Origin of the sequence: Streptomyces sp. KL116D, from assembly GCF_030766975.1 — a bacterium.
Classification (GTDB): domain Bacteria; phylum Actinomycetota; class Actinomycetes; order Streptomycetales; family Streptomycetaceae; genus Streptomyces; species Streptomyces longispororuber_A.
The window spans coordinates 49,839-65,018 of sequence record NZ_JASERH010000087.1; the positions used below are offsets into that span (position 1 = coordinate 49,839).

13 protein-coding genes are annotated in these 15,180 nt (G+C 72.7%); 9 read left to right on the plus strand and 4 right to left on the minus strand.

Annotation, left to right across the window (positions count from 1 at the left end):
- The first annotated feature begins 41 nt into the window (after nt 1-41).
- The 4 genes from RBJ77_RS35245 (at nt 42) to RBJ77_RS35260 (ending at nt 5,656) form a co-directional block, all read left to right on the plus strand.
- Nucleotides 42-596, plus strand: coding sequence for a carbonic anhydrase (locus tag RBJ77_RS35245; RefSeq protein WP_255972227.1), 555 nt, complete (start codon nt 42-44; stop codon nt 594-596).
- 223 nt (nt 597-819) lie between these two features.
- Nucleotides 820-1,860, plus strand: a complete 1,041-nt coding sequence (locus tag RBJ77_RS35250; RefSeq protein WP_372348714.1) for an AAA family ATPase — start codon at nt 820-822, stop codon at nt 1,858-1,860.
- Nucleotides 1,860-3,254: a DUF58 domain-containing protein gene (locus RBJ77_RS35255; RefSeq protein WP_372348715.1), complete on the plus strand. Its 1,395-nt coding sequence runs from the start codon at nt 1,860-1,862 to the stop codon at nt 3,252-3,254. Before RBJ77_RS35250 ends, RBJ77_RS35255 begins: the two co-directional genes overlap by 1 nt.
- Nucleotides 3,251-5,656 carry a DUF3488 and DUF4129 domain-containing transglutaminase family protein gene (locus RBJ77_RS35260; protein WP_372348716.1) on the plus strand — a complete coding sequence of 802 codons (2,406 nt, stop codon included), beginning with the start codon at nt 3,251-3,253 and terminating at the stop codon, nt 5,654-5,656. The genes RBJ77_RS35255 and RBJ77_RS35260 overlap by 4 nt, the downstream gene beginning before the upstream one ends.
- 207 nt (nt 5,657-5,863) lie before the next feature.
- Here the strand turns inward: RBJ77_RS35260 and RBJ77_RS35265 are convergent, their stop codons facing one another.
- From RBJ77_RS35265 to RBJ77_RS35275, 3 genes are all read right to left on the minus strand, one after another.
- Complete coding sequence (locus RBJ77_RS35265; RefSeq protein ID WP_255972219.1) at nt 5,864-6,268, minus strand: DUF3040 domain-containing protein; 405 nt, start codon at nt 6,266-6,268, stop codon at nt 5,864-5,866.
- 275 nt (nt 6,269-6,543) lie between these two features.
- Nucleotides 6,544-7,314: a methyltransferase gene (locus RBJ77_RS35270; RefSeq protein ID WP_372348717.1), complete on the minus strand. Its 771-nt coding sequence runs from the start codon at nt 7,312-7,314 to the stop codon at nt 6,544-6,546.
- A 119-nt stretch (nt 7,315-7,433) separates the two neighbouring features.
- The gene (locus RBJ77_RS35275; RefSeq protein ID WP_255972215.1) at nt 7,434-7,997 is read right to left on the minus strand and encodes an SAV_6107 family HEPN domain-containing protein; all 564 of its coding nucleotides are present in this window, start codon (nt 7,995-7,997) and stop codon (nt 7,434-7,436) included.
- A 161-nt stretch (nt 7,998-8,158) separates the two neighbouring features.
- Between RBJ77_RS35275 and RBJ77_RS35280 the strand changes: the two genes are divergently transcribed.
- From RBJ77_RS35280 to RBJ77_RS35300, 5 genes are all read left to right on the plus strand, one after another.
- On the plus strand, nt 8,159-8,977 hold the full coding sequence (locus tag RBJ77_RS35280; RefSeq protein WP_372348718.1) for an ATP-binding cassette domain-containing protein: 819 nt from the start codon (nt 8,159-8,161) through the stop codon (nt 8,975-8,977).
- Complete coding sequence (locus tag RBJ77_RS35285; protein WP_372348719.1) at nt 8,949-11,033, plus strand: YhgE/Pip family protein; 2,085 nt, start codon at nt 8,949-8,951, stop codon at nt 11,031-11,033. Before RBJ77_RS35280 ends, RBJ77_RS35285 begins: the two co-directional genes overlap by 29 nt.
- Nucleotides 11,034-11,068: 35 nt before the next feature.
- Nucleotides 11,069-11,695, plus strand: a complete 627-nt coding sequence (locus RBJ77_RS35290) for a TetR/AcrR family transcriptional regulator (protein ID WP_372348720.1) — start codon at nt 11,069-11,071, stop codon at nt 11,693-11,695.
- A 349-nt stretch (nt 11,696-12,044) separates the two neighbouring features.
- Complete coding sequence (locus RBJ77_RS35295) at nt 12,045-12,656, plus strand: DUF4126 domain-containing protein (RefSeq protein ID WP_372348721.1); 612 nt, start codon at nt 12,045-12,047, stop codon at nt 12,654-12,656.
- Between the two features lie 43 nt (nt 12,657-12,699).
- The gene (locus RBJ77_RS35300) at nt 12,700-14,196 is read left to right on the plus strand and encodes a phytoene desaturase family protein (RefSeq protein WP_372348722.1); all 1,497 of its coding nucleotides are present in this window, start codon (nt 12,700-12,702) and stop codon (nt 14,194-14,196) included.
- Between the two features lie 85 nt (nt 14,197-14,281).
- Here RBJ77_RS35300 and RBJ77_RS35305 read toward each other — a convergent pair whose 3' ends face one another.
- On the minus strand, nt 14,282-15,151 hold the full coding sequence (locus RBJ77_RS35305) for a hypothetical protein (protein WP_372348723.1): 870 nt from the start codon (nt 15,149-15,151) through the stop codon (nt 14,282-14,284).
- Between the last annotated feature and the right edge of the window lie 29 nt (nt 15,152-15,180).

A 15,180-nucleotide genomic window follows, 5' to 3' on the forward strand; every position in this document is an offset into this window, starting at 1 on the left:
ACAGCGGGCCTGGGCCACCTGCGACCACTACCGTCATATCCATGACGACCTCCGCGCAGATCCCGTCCGACGTTCCCTCCGAAGGCGCCATAACCGCCGACGGCACCGTGACCGACCGTCTCGTCGACGCGAACGGCCGGTACGCCGCCGCGTTCACCGACCCCGGCATGGACGCCCGCCCCGTGCTGCACGTCGCCGTCGTGGCCTGCATGGACGCACGGCTCGACCTGCACGCCGCGCTCGGCCTGGAGCTCGGCGACTGCCACACCATCCGCAACGCGGGCGGCGTGGTCACCGACGACGTGATCCGCTCCCTCACCATCAGCCAGCGTGCCCTCGGCACCCGCAGCGTGGTCCTCATCCACCACACGGGCTGCGGCCTGGAGTCCCTCACCGAGGAGTTCCGGCACGACCTGGAGATGGAGGTCGGCCAGCGCCCCAGCTGGGCCGTGGAGGGCTTCCGCGACGTCGACCAGGACGTGCGCCAGTCGATCCAGAAGGTGCGCACCTCGCCCTTCCTCCTCCACACCGACGACGTCCGCGGCTTCGTGTTCGACGTGAAGACGGGTCTGCTGCGCGAGATCACCCCGGCCTGAGGTTCCCGATCGGTCGGCCTTCCCCTCAAAAGGTCGTAAGCCCCGACATATCGCGGCCAGTTATCCACAGGCGAGTGACACGAACCGGTAACGCCAACAAGAATGCGTGTGTGACACCCCGCGCGAGCGACGGAACTTTTCGCGCGTGGTGTCCGTGTTTCGGGGTGGGCCGGTCCGCATCGCAGAGCGTCGGCCCGGGAAAGTACGGGCCGAGGAGGGCCGGGTGACGACCTATGACGATCGAGCGAGCCTCACTGATCTGACCACCACTGTGGAGCGGGTCCGCAGGTCGGTGGAGGGTGTGATCGAAGGCAAGCCTGAGGTCGTACGGCTTTCGCTGACGGTGCTGCTCGCCGAGGGGCATCTGCTCATCGAGGATGTGCCGGGCGTCGGCAAGACGATGCTGGCCAAGGCGCTCGCGCGGTCCATCGACTGCTCGGTGCGCCGCATCCAGTTCACTCCCGACCTGCTGCCGTCGGACATCACCGGTGTGTCCATCTTCGACCAGCAGCGGCGGGACTTCGAGTTCAAGCCGGGCGCGATCTTCGCCCAGATCGTGATCGGCGACGAGATCAACCGCGCGTCCCCCAAGACGCAGTCCGCGCTCCTGGAGTCCATGGAGGAGCGGCAGGTCACGATCGACGGCAAGACCTACGAACTGCCCAGTCCCTTCATGGTGGTGGCGACGCAGAACCCGGTCGAGATGGAGGGCACGTACCCGCTGCCCGAAGCCCAGCGCGACCGGTTCATGGCCCGGGTCTCCATCGGCTATCCGAGCCCGGAGGCCGAGCTGCAGATGCTGGACGTCCACGGCGGCGTGAGTCCCCTGGACGACCTGCAGCCGGTGGCGCACGCGCACGACATCGTCAAGCTGGTGGACGCGGTGCGCACGGTCCACGTCGCCGATGCCGTCCGGCGCTACGCGGTGGACCTGGTCGCCGCCACCCGCACGCACCCGGACCTCAGACTCGGCGCGTCCCCACGCGCGACCCTGCACCTGCTGCGCGCGGCCAAGGCGTCGGCCGCCCTGAGCGGCCGGGAGTACGCGCTGCCGGACGACGTGCAGGCGCTGGCCGTCGCGGTCCTGGCGCACCGTCTGCTGCCCACCGCGCAGGCCCAGTTGAACCGGCGCACCGCCGAGCAGGTCGTCCTCGACATCCTGCAGCGCACCCCGGTCCCGGCCACCGACACCCGCGCACCGCAGCAGAACTTCAACTCGGCTCCGATGTACGGCCAGCAGCCGCCCGGCACCCGGAGGCTGTGATGGCGGCAGGGGGGTACTACGCGGCGGACCCGGGGGGCGGGTTCACCGACGGCGACGGCGCGACGGACGACAAGGGCGACAAGAGCGGTCTGCGCACGGCCCTCGCCGGACTGACCACGCGCGGGCGCTCGTTCCTGGCCGCCGGTGTCGCCGCGGCGGTCTGCGCGTACGTGCTGGGGCAGAGCGATCTGCTCCGGGTCGGCCTGCTGCTCGCGGTGCTCCCGCTGGTCTGCGCGGGCGTCCTGTACCGCACCCGTTACCGGGTCGCGGGCAGCCGCCGCCTCTCCCCCGCGCGCGTGCCCGCGAGTTCCGAGGCCCGCGTCCATCTGCGCATGGACAACATCTCGCGCCTTCCCACCGGTCTGCTGATGCTCCAGGACCGGGTGCCGTACGTGCTCGGGCCGCGGCCCCGCTTCGTGCTCGACCGGGTCGAGGCGGGCGGCCGCCGCGAGGTCTCCTACCGGGTCCGCTCGGACCTGCGGGGCCGTTATCCGCTGGGACCGCTGCAACTGCGCCTCACGGACCCGTTCGGCATGTGCGAACTGACCAGGTCCTTCTCGACGTACGACACGCTGACGGTGATTCCGCGCGTGGAGCCGCTGCCCGCGGTGCGGCTCTCCGGGGAGGCCAAGGGGTACGGCGACGGGCGGCACCGCTCGCTCGCGCTCGCCGGCGAGGACGACGTGATCCCGCGCGGTTACCGGCACGGCGACGACCTGCGCCGCGTCCACTGGCGGTCGACCGCGCGCTACGGCGAGCTGATGGTGCGCCGCGAGGAGCAGCCGCAGCGGGCCCGCTGCACGGTGCTGCTCGACACGCGCGGTGTCGCGTTCCAGGGCGCGGGCCCCGACTCGCCCTTCGAGTGGGCGGTGTCCGGCACGGCCTCCGCCCTGGTGCACATGCTCGAACGAGGCTTCTCCGTGCGCCTGTTGACCGACACCGGCACCGCGGTTCCGGGCGAGGGCACCGACGGGTTCGCGGGCGCCAGCCAGGAGTCGGCGGACGCCGCGGGCCTGATGATGGACACGCTCGCCGTCGTCGACCACTCCGACAACTACACGCTCTCCTCCGCGTACGACGTGCTGCGCGGGGGGAACGAGGGACTGCTGATCGCCTTCTTCGGCGACATGGACGAGGAGCAGGCCAGCGTGGCCGCCAAGATGCGCCAGCGCAGCGGCGGTGCGGTCGCCTTCCTGCTCGACAGCGAATCGTGGGCCCTGGGCCCGGGAGCGCCGGTGTCGCAGCGCTGCGCCGAGCGGCTGCGGCTGCTGCAGGAGGCGGGCTGGAGCGCGGTGGCCGTGTCTCCGGGCACCTCCCTGGTGGAGCTGTGGCGCCAGGCGGACCGGGACCGTACCGGGACGCATCCATCGAGCTCCGCCGGAGGTTGGTCATGAGCGGCGGTGCCCGCCTTTCGATCTGCGCGACGCTGGCCACGTTCCTGGCCTCGTGCGCGCTGCTGCCCCTGGTGAACCGGTCGACGTGGCTGGTGCAGGCCGCGATCCTGCTGGTGATCCAGGCCGCGGTGGGCGCGGTGGCCCGCCGGGTGCCGCTCGCGCGGCCGCTGACGGTGGCGGCGCAGGCACTGGTCTCGCTGCTGCTGCTCACCCTGGTCTTCGCCCACGAGCAGGCGCTCGGCGCGGTCGTCCCTGGGCCGGAGGCCTTCCGGCACTTCGGGCTGCTCCTGGAGGCGGGCGGCGACGACGTCAGCCGGTTCGCGATCCCGGCGCCGCTGTCCGACGGCATCCGTCTGATGCTGGTCGGCGGCACGCTGGTGATCGGGCTCGCGGTGGACGCGCTCGCGGTGACCTTCCGCAGCGCGGCCCCGGCCGGGCTGCCGCTGCTCGCGCTGTACTCGGTCGCGGCGGGCCTCTCCGAGGGCAGCGCCGACTGGCTGTGGTTCGTGCTGGCGGCCGCCGGCTTCCTCCTGCTGCTGCTCGCCGAGGGCCGCGACCGGCTCTCCCAGTGGGGCCGGGTCTTCGGCGGTACCGGGCGGGGGCCGGGTGCGTCTCCGGGGGCGGACGGCGGGAGCGGCGCGATCGCCCCGGTCCGCACCGGTCGGCGGATCGGCGCCGTGGCGCTGGGCATCGCCCTCGCGGTGCCGCTGGCCCTGCCGGCGCTGGACGGCGGCCTCCTGGGCCCGTCCGGCTCGGGCGTGGGCAGCGGCGTGGGGGGCGGCGGCACGATCTCCGCGGTCAACCCGCTGGTCTCGCTGCAGAACAGCCTGAACCAGCCGGAGGACCGGGAGGTCATGTCGTACCGGACGAACGCCCCGCAGACGTCCGACATGTATCTGCGGATCGTGGCGCTCGACGACTTCGACGGCACGACCTGGCGTCCTTCGGTGCGCAGCATCACGGACGTGCCCTCGACGCTGCCCGGCCCGCAGGGCCTCAGCGACCAGATCCGCAGGACCGAGGTCCAGACGCGCATCGCGGCGGCCGACTGGTACGCGCAGGACTGGCTGCCCATGCCGTTCCCTGCGACGAAGGTGTCGATCAACGGCCGCTGGCGGTTCGAGCGGGTCGGCCGGACGCTGGTGGGCGACCACGGCCAGACCACGCGCGGCAAGCAGTACACCGTCAACAGCCTGATCGTGCAGCCGACCGCCCAGCAGCTCGCGGACGCCGGGGCGCCGTCGACCGACTTCGCCCGTGAGTTCACGGAGGTGCCGCCCTCACTGCCGCGGGTGGTGGAGGAGACCGCGCTCAGGGTCACCGAGGGCGCGGCGAACAACTACGAGCGGGCCGTGAAGCTGCAGGACTACTTCGCGGTCAACGGCGGCTTCACGTACAACACCGAGGTGACGGCCGGCAGCGGCTCGGCCGCGATCGCCCGCTTCCTGAAGCAGAAGGAGGGCTTCTGCGTCCACTTCTCCTTCTCGATGGCGGCCATGGCCAGGACGCTGGGCATCCCGGCCCGCGTCGCGGTCGGCTTCACGCCGGGCTCGCCCGGGGGCGACGGCAAGTACTCGGTGGGCCTGCGGGACGCGCACGCCTGGCCCGAGCTGTACTTCGAGGGCGTGGGCTGGACCCGCTTCGAGCCGACGCCGAACCGCGGCACGGTCCCCGAGTACACGCAGGACACCGCTCCGGCGGGCAGCCCGACGGATCCGGCGGCGCCCACCGAGTCCGCCTCGTCGGCGCCCTCGGCCTCCCAGCCGTCCTCCTCGGAGAGCTGCTCGCTGGCCCAGCGCAAGGACGGCAGCTGTGGGAACACGGCGCCGGCGATCGTCGGCGGCTCGACGGACGACGGCCCGCCGACCGGCCCGATCGTGCTGGGTGCGCTGGCCGTGCTGCTGGTGATCGTGGTCCCGCTGCTGCCCATGCTGTGGCGCAAGCGGATCAGAGCGCTACGGCTGGGTTCGTCAGGCCGCACCGACGACGACGTCGCCGGGCGCACGCTCGCGGCCTGGCGGGAGGTGACGGACACGGCGTGGGACCACGGCATCCCGCCGGACGAGTCGCAGACCCCGCGGAAGGCGGCGGCCCGCATCGTCCGGCTCGGGCAGCTGGATCCGGCGGCCGCGGAGTCGGTCCATCGGGTGGCGGCCGCGGTGGAGCAGGTCCTGTACGCGCCACGGCCGCAGCCCGCGTCGGGGGTCGGTGAGGACGTGCGCCGGCTGCACTCCGGTCTGCACGCGAAGGTGAGCCGGACGACGCGGCTGCGCGCGACGTTCGCGCCCCGCTCGGCCGTCCGGGTGGTGTGGGCCCTCGCGGAGCGCCGGCAGGCGTTCGCCGTGCGGCTGCGGGACCGGCTGACCGCGCTCCGCTCACGGCCGTCCGGCCAGGAGGGGTGAGCCCCTCCGCACCCGGTTCCGTACGCCGTTCGGTACGCCGTTCGGTACGCGACTGAGGGCGCCGGTCACCACGAGGTGGCCGGCGCCCTTCTTCCTGACCGGGCCCCAGTAGGCGGTCCTCTGACGCGGTCCCCTTACGCACAAAGGGTGACCGCCGGAGGCGGTCACCCTTCATGTACGTGTGTCAGCTGCTCGGCGCCGAGGCGCTCAGCGGCCGCCCTGCTCGTCCCGGCGGCGCTGCCAGCGCTGCTCGATCCGGTCCATCATGGAGCGCTTCTGCTTGCTCTGCCGTCGGGCCGCGGGTGCGCCTGGCACCGCTCCCGCCTGCTGTTCACCGGGCTTGGGCGCCTTGCGCCAACCGGTGACCGCGAGCACCGCACAGCCCAGCATGACGAGGAATCCCACCACGCTGATCCAGATCTGCTGCGCGACCATTCCTGCCATGAGGAGCGCGATACCCACCAGGAAGCCCGCGACTGCCTGGTAGACCCGACGTCGGGTGTACGTACGCAGCCCGCTTCCCTCAAGCGCTGTCGCGAACTTGGGATCTTCGGCGTACAGCGCTCGCTCCATCTGCTCGAGCATTCGCTGCTCGTGCTCCGAGAGCGGCACGGAGTCCTCCTCATCGTGCAGTCGCCGGGGCGACCGGGGGTCCCCTTCAGGATAGGCAGGGAATCGCCCCCGTGAAACCCGCCCCTCTACGCCAACTTCACCATTCCGGACCGCGTCACGCCGCTCCGGCTCACTGAGGCGTCATTCCCCGGTGGCCGACCCGTCATGCCGGACGGTCTACCCAGATCATACGGCGCCGAGCGTCCGATCGGGGGGCCTGTGGCGTACTCCATCTGCCGCTGCGCCGCTGATCAGCGGCGGCTCTCCGGAGTCGCTCAGCCCTTTTCGGCCACCCGCTTCTCGCCCAGCACGTGCAGTTGCGTCGCCACGGAGTGGAAGGCGGGCAGTTCGGCGGCGGCCGCCTCCAGCTTGAGAAGCTCCTGGAGGGCGCCCGGCTCGGTGTCCACGAGAACGCCTGGGACGAGGTCCGCGAAGACCCGCACGCCGTGCACGGCGCCGACGTCCACGCCCGCGTCACCGACGAGCTGGGAGAGCTGCTCGGCGGTGAAGCGGCGGGGCACGGGGTCGCCCTCGCCCCAGCGTCCTGCCGGGTCGTCAAGGGCCGTTCTGGCCTCCTTGAAGTGACCGGCGAGGGCCCGGGCGAGCACGGCGCCGCCGAGGCCGGCGGCGAGCAGGCTGAGCACACCGCCGGAGCGCAGCGCGTCGACCGCGTTGCGCACGCCCTCCGCCGGCTCCTCGACGTACTCCAGGACGCCGTGGCAGAGCACCGCGTCGAACGCGTCGCGCTCGACGACGTCGAACAGGCCCGACACGTCGCCCTGCACGCCCTGCACCCGGTCGGCCACGCCGGCCTCGGCGGCGCGGCGCTCCAGCGCGAACAGCGCGTTCGGGCTGGGGTCGACGACCGTGACGCGGTGGCCGAGGGCGGCGACGGGCACCGCGAAGTTGCCGCTGCCGCCGCCGGTGTCGAGGACGTCGAGGGGCCGGCTCCCGGCGGCCTTGGCGCGGCGGTCCAGAGCGTCCTTGAGGACCTCCCAGACCACGGCAGTACGGAGAGACGCTCGGGGGCGCATCGGGTCCGACACGGGAGTGACTCCTCGGCGCGGCTCCGGCCGGTGGGGCGGAGCGTGAACAGGTTCGGGCGCCTCCACCCTAATGGGCCCGGACCGGCGCCCATGTCATCCGCGCACGTCACCCCGGGAGCTCAGCCCGCGTCGGGCACCTCCCGCTCCGCCACGCGCAGGTCGTCCTCCTGCCGGGGCTGGGGCAGCACCGGCTGCAGGACGAGCATGCGCTCGACGAGGCGGAGGAACATCGCCACGTCGCGCACCAGATCGTCGGCGTCGCGGACGCTGGCCGCGCCGCGTATGCCCGCCTCCGCGCGGGCGCGACGGGTCGCCCCCGAGGCGAACAGTGCGCTCCACTCGGTCAGTTCGGGGGCTATCTCGGGGAGCACCTCCCAGGCGCTCCGGATCTTGGCGCGGCGCTTCGGGGTGGGCTCGGGCCGGCCGCGGGCCGCGAGCACGGCGGCGGCGGTGCGCAGCGCGGCGAGGTGGGCCGTCGCGTACCGCTCGTTCGACGTCTCGAACGCGGCGGCCTCGTCGAGTCCGGCGCGGGCCTGGGCGAGCAGGTCGAGGGCGGCGGGTGGCGCGCCCGCCCGGCGCAGTACCGGGTGGACGTCACTCGCCGGTCCGGTCAGTGAGGGGGCAGGGCCGGTGGCGGCGCGGCGGCGTGCGGCTGCTGCGGTGGATGCCTGATGTCCAGCCATGACGAACCTCCTGTCGTCGTGTGACGGCGCAGTGGCCGTATGTGCCCATCGTGGAGTACGCCACTGACAATCGGCCCTGACCTGGGCTTTTGCCTCGATCGAAGGTTCGGGCTAGTTTTTGCACTGACCAGTCAGTTCAAAAAGAGGGGTCAGGGGGGGCCATGAACGGTCCGCAGGGCGGGGCCGCGCCAGGCGGCGCAGCCGTCACCGCCGAGGGGTTCGGGCTGAAGGGGCCGCGCGGCTGGGCGTTCCGCGGCGTCGACATCGACGCGCCCGCCGGGTCCCTGGTCGCGGTCGAGGGACCGTCCGGCAGCGGCCGCACCTGTCTGCTGCTCGCGCTGACCGGACGCATGCGCCCCGCGGAGGGCGCGGCCGAGGTCGCCGGGTTCCGGCTGCCGAAGCAGATGAGCGCCGTGCGCCGGGTGAGCGCACTCGCGCACGTGCCCGGGGTCACCGACCTGGATCCGGCCCTCACCGTGGCCGAGCACCTGCACGAACGGGCGCTGCTGCAGCGGCGGTTCGACGGCACGCTGCGCGGACTCCTCAGGCCGCGCGCGGAGCGGACCGCCGAGGCGAAGCTGCGGATCGACACCGCGCTGACCGCCGCCGGGCTCGACCGCGAGGCCCTGCCCAAGGGCTCCCGCACCGCCGTGCGCGACCTGGAGCGCGTCGAGGCGCTGCGCCTCTCCCTCGCCCTGGCCCTCGTCGGCCGCCCCCGCCTGATCGCCGTCGACGACACCGACCTGAAGCTGTCGGACGCCGAACGGGCCGAGGTCTGGGACGGGTTGCGAGCGATCGCCGACGCCGGCACCACCGTCGTGGCCGTGTGCAGCGAGGCCCCTCAGGGCGCGGTCGTCGTGTCGACCGCCGCCCCCGTCCGCACGACGGATCCCGAAGACAACCCCGAAGAGCGCTCCGAAGAGACGACCGACACCGACAAGGAGGCGGCCGATGCGCTCGCCGAAGCTGGCCGCGCTTGAGCTCAGGCGCTTCGGCAGGGGGAAGCTGCCGCGCGCCGCGCTCGTCGCCCTCCTGCTGCTGCCGCTGCTCTACGGGGCGCTGTACCTGTGGTCGTTCTGGGACCCGTACGGGAAGCTCGACAAGATCCCCGTCGCGCTCGTCAACGACGACCGGGGGGCGACCGCCGCGGGCCGGAAGATCAGCGCCGGCGACGAGATCACCAAGGGGCTGTACGACAGCGACACCTTCCAGTGGCACGAGGTCGGCGCCGCGCAGGCCGAGAAGGGCGTCGAGGACGGCACGTACTACCTGTCGCTGACCATGCCGCGGGACTTCAGCAAGCGCATCGCGTCGAGCTCCGGGAACTCTCCGGAGACCAGCGCCCTTCAGGTGCGTACGAACGACGCGAACAACTACATCGTCGGGCAGATCTCCCGGACGGTCTTCTCCGAGGTGCGCTCCGCGGCGTCCACGAAGGCGTCGCGCTCCTTCCTCGACAAGATCTTCATCTCCTTCTCGGACATCCACGACGCGACCAAGAAGGCCGCGGACGGCGCGGACCAGCTCAAGGGCGGCATCGGCAAGGCCAAGAAGGGGTCGAAGGACCTCGCCGACGGCCTGAAGGACGCCAAGAAGGGCAGCGGCGACCTGGCGAGCGGCCTGAAGAAGCTCGACAAGGGGGCCGGCGACCTGGAGACGGGGTCCCGTCAGGTCTCCGACGGCACCCAGGTGCTCGCCGACAAGGTCAACGGCGCCGCCGACAAGGTGCGCCCGTTCCTGAAGGACAACAAGAAGGCGATCGGTGACACGGCCCGGCTGGTCGCCGACTCCGCCGCGGGGGTCCGGCACAACCTGGACACCCTGGTGAAGCTCGCGCCCGCCGCGCACAAGGGAGCCCACGCGGGATCGGACGTCCTCACCGCGATCTACGAGCGGCGCTGCGAGAAGGCGCTGCTGGACGACCCGGCCTGTCCTGACCTGAAGAAGGCGAAGACGGCGGCCGAGGACGTCGCCACCGTCTCCGACGACCTGAACACCCTCATCCAGGACGAGCACGGCGACCTGGACCTCATGGACAGCCATCTGGCGACCCTCCAGAAGCAGTCCGAGGCGCTCGCCGAGCGCGCCCCGACGCTCGACCAGGACGTCGAGACCGCGGTCGCCCAGATCAACAAGCTCAACAAGGGCGCGGGCCGGGTCGCCACGGGCGCCGAGAAGCTGCACACGGGGCTCGGCACGGCGAAGACCGGATCCACCGAACTCGACTCCGGCGTCGGCAGGTTGAAGACCGGGGCGAACGATCTCAACGGCGGCATGTTCAAGCTGGCCGACGGCTCGGGGAAGCTGGCGGGCGGGCTGCACGACGGCGTCCAGAAGATCCCCGACTACGACAAGAAGGACCGCGACCAGCGCACCGGGGTGATGGCCGACCCGGTCCAGCTCGCCTCGCAGTCGCTGCACAAGGCGCCCAACTACGGGACGGGCTTCGCGCCCTACTTCATCCCGCTGTCCCTGTGGGTGGGCGCGATGGTCGCCTACATGCTGATCGCCCCGCTCAACCGGCGGGCGCTCGCCGTGGGCGCCTCCTCGTGGCGGGTGGCTCTCGCGGGCTGGCTGCCCGTCGCCGCCCTCGGCCTCCTCCAGGTGGCGGCCCTGATGTCCGTACTGCACTGGGCCCTGGGCCTCCAGATGCTGCACGCGGCGGGCACGGTCGGCTTCCTGTGCCTGGTCACGGCCTGCTTCGCGGCCATCGTCCAGTGGCTGAACGCACGGTTCGGGGCGGCGGGCCGGATCCTCGTGCTCGCGTTCCTGATGCTGCAGCTGACGTCGGCGGGCGGCACGTACCCGGTGCAGACGAGTCCCGGCTTCTTCAACGCGCTGCACCCGTTCCTGCCGATGAGCTACGTCGTCGAGGCCCTGCGGCGACTGATCTCCGGCGGCGGGCTCGGCCCCGTGTGGCAGGCGTGCGCGGTCCTCGCGGCGTTCACGGCCGGCGCGCTGGCGCTGACGGCCCTGACGGCCCGTCGCAAGCAGGTGTGGACGCTCGACCGGCTGCACCCCGAGCTGAGCCTGTGAGCGCGCCCGCGAGGCGGCCTGTGACAATCAGGGCCATGGAAAGCAGCACACGGCGCCAGGCCACCCGGCAGAAGCTCTATGAGGCCGCTGTCACGCTCATCGCGGAGCAGGGCTTCTCCGCGACGACGGTCGACGAGATCGCCGAGCGCGCCGGGGTCGCGAAGGGCACGGTCTACTACAACTTCGCCAGCAAGTCGGTCCTCTTCGAGGAGCTGCTGCGCCACGGCGTCGGGCTCCTCACCACCTCCTTGCGGGACGCGGCGCAGAAGACGGACGAGCGGGGCGGCAGCAAGGTCGACGCCCTGGACGCGATGATCCACGCGGGCCTGGTCTTCATCGACCGGTACCCGGCCTTCACGCAGCTCTACGTCGCGGAGCTGTGGCGCACCAACCGCGCCTGGCAGTCCACGCTCGCCGTGGTCCGCCAGGAGGCGGTGGCCGTCGTGGAGGACGTGCTGCGCGGCGCCGTGGAGAGCGGCGAGCTGAGCGAGGAGATCGACGTGCCGCTCACGGCGGCCGCCCTCGTGGGCATGGTCCTCGTGGCCGCCCTGGACTGGCAGGCGTTCCAGCCGGAGCGCTCCCTGGACGACGTGCACGCGGCGCTGTCGCTGCTGCTCCAGGGGCGGGTGGGCGGCGGTCAGCCGCTGACCGGCAGGGCCTGACCCGCACGTGAAGCGCCGGTCCGGCAGGGCCTGTGGTCATTCTCAGGCCTCACCGGACCGGCGCATCCCCCGTTGTTCCCCCGTCGGGCCCCGTCGGGTCTCCCCCGGGTCCCCCGTGCCTCGCTCCCACCCTGACGGGCGAGAGGAGCGGCCAGGAGCACCGCGCCCGTTCCGCCGCCCCGTGTCGGCGGTACCGGAACCGTGCCCCTCTCCGTGCCCACCACTCTCCCGTCCGCGCAGGTCGGACCCCATCCGTGTACCTACTCATCTCACCGACTAGGTACGGATACTCAGACCTGCGTGCTCATCCCCAGGCACGGAGAGTTCTCCACTGGTTACGATCTTGTCCGTGTCCGTACTCCCCCTGGTGTTCACCAGTGGCTGGGCGAGCGGCATCAACGCGTACGCGGTGGTCCTGCTGCTCGGCATCTTCGGCGCGACCGGGCTGACCGACGAGGTCCCCGAGTCGTTGCAGCGACCCGATGTGCTGATCGTGGCGGGAGTGCTCTTCCTGTGCGAGGCCGTCGCCGACAAGATCCCGTACGTGGACTCGGTGTGGGACACGGTGCACACCGTGATCCGGCCGGTGTCCGGGGCGGTCGTGGGGGCGCTGCTCGCCGGGCAGAGCGGGTCGCTGTCCGATCTCGCTGCGGGCGCGATCGGCGGGTCGACGGCGCTGGCCAGCCACACCGTGAAGGCCGGCACCCGGATGGCGATCAACACCTCGCCCGAGCCGGTGTCGAACTTCGTGATGAGCTCCGCCGAGGACCTCGGGGTCGGCGGCATCCTGACGTTCGCGATGTTCCATCCGGAGGCCGCGGCGATCATCGCGGCGGTGCTGCTGTTCCTCGGCCTGGTGCTGCTGTTCTTCCTGATCCGGCGCATCCGCAGGTTCCTGCGCAGACGGGCCCAGCGGCGCGAGGAGAAGCGGCTCGCCCGCGAGGCGCCACCGCCGCCCTGACCTGCGAGCGGCGTTGTCGGTGGCGGCCGATAAAGTCCCTGGCATGGCACGAATTGCGGTGATCGGCGCGGGCATGGGCGCCATGGCGGCCGCCGCTCGGCTGGCCGTCGCGGGCCACCGACCGGTGGTCTTCGAGCGCGCGTCGACGTACGGCGGGGCGGTCGGCAGGTTCGAGCGCGACGGCTTCGCGTTCGACACCGGCCCGGGCCTGCTCCACCTGCCCGCCGTGTACCGCGACCTGTTCGTGAAGACCGGCAAGGAGCCCCTGGAGGACCTCGTCGGCCTCACCCAGGTCGAGCCCGCCGTGCGGCACGTCTTCGCGGACGGCACGACGACGGACCTGCCGAACGCGCGGCGTGCGGGGGTCGCCGAGGCCCTGGACGCGGCGGTCGGCGCGGGCGCGGGCGCGCGCTGGTCGGCGTTCATGAACCGGGCGCGGGAGGCCTGGGACCGCTCCCGGCGCCCCCTCCTCGAAGAGCCCCTCTGGCCGAACTGGCAGGTGCTCGCCGACCGCGAGCCGTACCCGGCGGTGGTCCGGCGGCGCCTGCTGCGCAAGGACCGCGCGGCGACGACGCTCGCCGGCATCGGCACGCTCGAACTCGGCGGCGATCCCCGCCTGGTGGCGCTCCTGGAGCAGTACGCGCTGGCGTACGGCCTCGATCCCCGCACGGCACCGGCGAGCGCCGCCGTGCTGCCGTACATGGAGCAGACCTTCGGGACGTGGGCGGTGACCGGCGGCCTGCGCGCCCTGGCGGACGCCGTGTACGCGCGCTGCCTGAAGCGGAAGGTCGAGTTCAGATTCGGTTCGGCCGTCACCCGCGTCGTGGTCCGGGACGGCCGGGCGGCGGGCGTGGAGCTGGCCGACGGGTCGGTGGAGGACGCCGAGTTCGTGGTGGCGGGCGTCGCCCCGCGGGTGCTCGACGGACTGCTGGCCGGGCAGGGCGTCCGGGGCGAGGTCCCGGCCCAGTCCGAGACGTCGTGGCCCAGCCGGCTCACGGTGCACCTGGCGCTGCGCGGGGCCGCGCCGGAGGGCACCGCGCACCGGACCGTGGTGCACAGCCCCGACCGGGACGCCGAGTTGGCGTGGCTCTTCGACGGCGGGGCGCGACCGCCCAGGCCGACGGTCACGGTGCTGCGCGCCGCTGACCCGGCCCAGGTGCCGGACGCCGGGCACGAGGCGGTCACCGTGACCGCGACGGTGCCCGCGCACGCGCGCGTGGCCGAGGCCGAGGTGGAGTCCGTCATCGCGGCGGCCGAGCGGGCCGTGCCCGGGCTGCGCGAGCGCCTGCTCTGGCACGAGGTCGCGACGCCTCAGGACATCGCCGCGGCGACCGGCGCGGACGGCGGCGCCGTGCCCGCGCCCGCGCTGGCCGCGGCCCAGGGCCGGCTGCTGCACCCGGCGAACGGCACGGAGCTGGCCGGTCTGTTCGCGGTGGGCGGCTGGTCTCACCCCGGCGGCGGACTGCCGCACGCGGGCATGTCGGGGGCGCTGGTGGCGGGCCTGATCGTGGAGGGCCCGGAGTTCCGCGGCTCCCAGTGAGCCGCGGACGGCGGAGCGGACCGCGGCAGCGGGCCGCGGTCGGGATTCAGTACCGGTTGCTCAGTACCGGTTGCGCCCGGTTGCTTCAGTACCGGTACTGCTGCTCGTTGTAGCCCGTGTCGTACCCGGTGTTCGGGTCGTGCTGCGGATAGCCGGGATAGGGCTGCTCGGGCGGGAGTTCACCGCCGTAGTTCTGCTCCTGCCCGTCCCCGCTGCGCTGCTGCGGAACCCAGACGCCGCCGGGCGGGGTGTCCGAGCCGTAGCCCGCGGCCGTCGCGTACGGGTCGGCGTACTGCTGCTGCCCGGTGGCGTACGGATCGCCGTACTGGGGCTGCTGGGGGTAGGTCTGGGCGCCGATGTACGGGTCGGAGTACGGCGCGGCGTACGGCTGCTGGCCGGTGTCGTAGCCGTAGCCCTGCTGCTGGTCGTAGCCGTAGGACGCGGTGTCGTAGCCGTAGTTCTGGGCGCCCTGCGCCGACTGCGCGTACGCGGTGTCGCTGTAGACGCCGTACTGGCCGGTGTCGTCCGGCATCGGCTCGGCCGCGTACACCGTGGTCTGCTCGGCCGGGGACTCCGGGGCCTGTGCGTACGCCTCCTGCGGCGCCTGCTCGTACTCCAGGTCGGAGACCTCGAGCGTGGGGTCCTGGTGGATGTCCTTGCGACGGCGCTTGTCGGCGCCCGGCTTCTCGGCACCTTCGGGGCCGTGCTTGAGCGCCCAGCCCGCCGCGAAGCCCCGGCGGAACGACAGCGTGACGTACGTCTGGCCGATCGCGAAGGCGATGGCGCCCACGCCGATGACGACCACCGACGGCATCAGGACGCCGAGGACGACTCCGACGAAGCCCACGAAGGCCAGCAGCCGCCAGCGCAGCCTCGCCTTGTACTGCAGCAGCACCTCACCGAGGAGCCAGAGTGCCACCAGCCCGAATGCCGCATAGAGGACCGCCCAGCCCATGTACGCCCCTCTCGTACGGCCGTATCCCC

Coding starts and splice junctions, on each gene's coding strand:
- RBJ77_RS35260 (WP_372348716.1), top strand. CDS start 3,251: ATGAGCGGCGGTGCCCGCCTTTCGATCTGCGCGACGCTGGCCACGTTC.
- RBJ77_RS35300 (WP_372348722.1), top strand. CDS start 12,700: ATGGCACGAATTGCGGTGATCGGCGCGGGCATGGGCGCCATGGCGGCC.
- RBJ77_RS35245 (WP_255972227.1), top strand. CDS start 42: ATGACGACCTCCGCGCAGATCCCGTCCGACGTTCCCTCCGAAGGCGCC.
- RBJ77_RS35280 (WP_372348718.1), top strand. CDS start 8,159: ATGAACGGTCCGCAGGGCGGGGCCGCGCCAGGCGGCGCAGCCGTCACC.
- RBJ77_RS35305 (WP_372348723.1), bottom strand. CDS start 15,151: ATGGGCTGGGCGGTCCTCTATGCGGCATTCGGGCTGGTGGCACTCTGG.
- RBJ77_RS35255 (WP_372348715.1), top strand. CDS start 1,860: ATGGCGGCAGGGGGGTACTACGCGGCGGACCCGGGGGGCGGGTTCACC.
- RBJ77_RS35275 (WP_255972215.1), bottom strand. CDS start 7,997: ATGGCTGGACATCAGGCATCCACCGCAGCAGCCGCACGCCGCCGCGCC.
- RBJ77_RS35285 (WP_372348719.1), top strand. CDS start 8,949: ATGCGCTCGCCGAAGCTGGCCGCGCTTGAGCTCAGGCGCTTCGGCAGG.
- RBJ77_RS35290 (WP_372348720.1), top strand. CDS start 11,069: ATGGAAAGCAGCACACGGCGCCAGGCCACCCGGCAGAAGCTCTATGAG.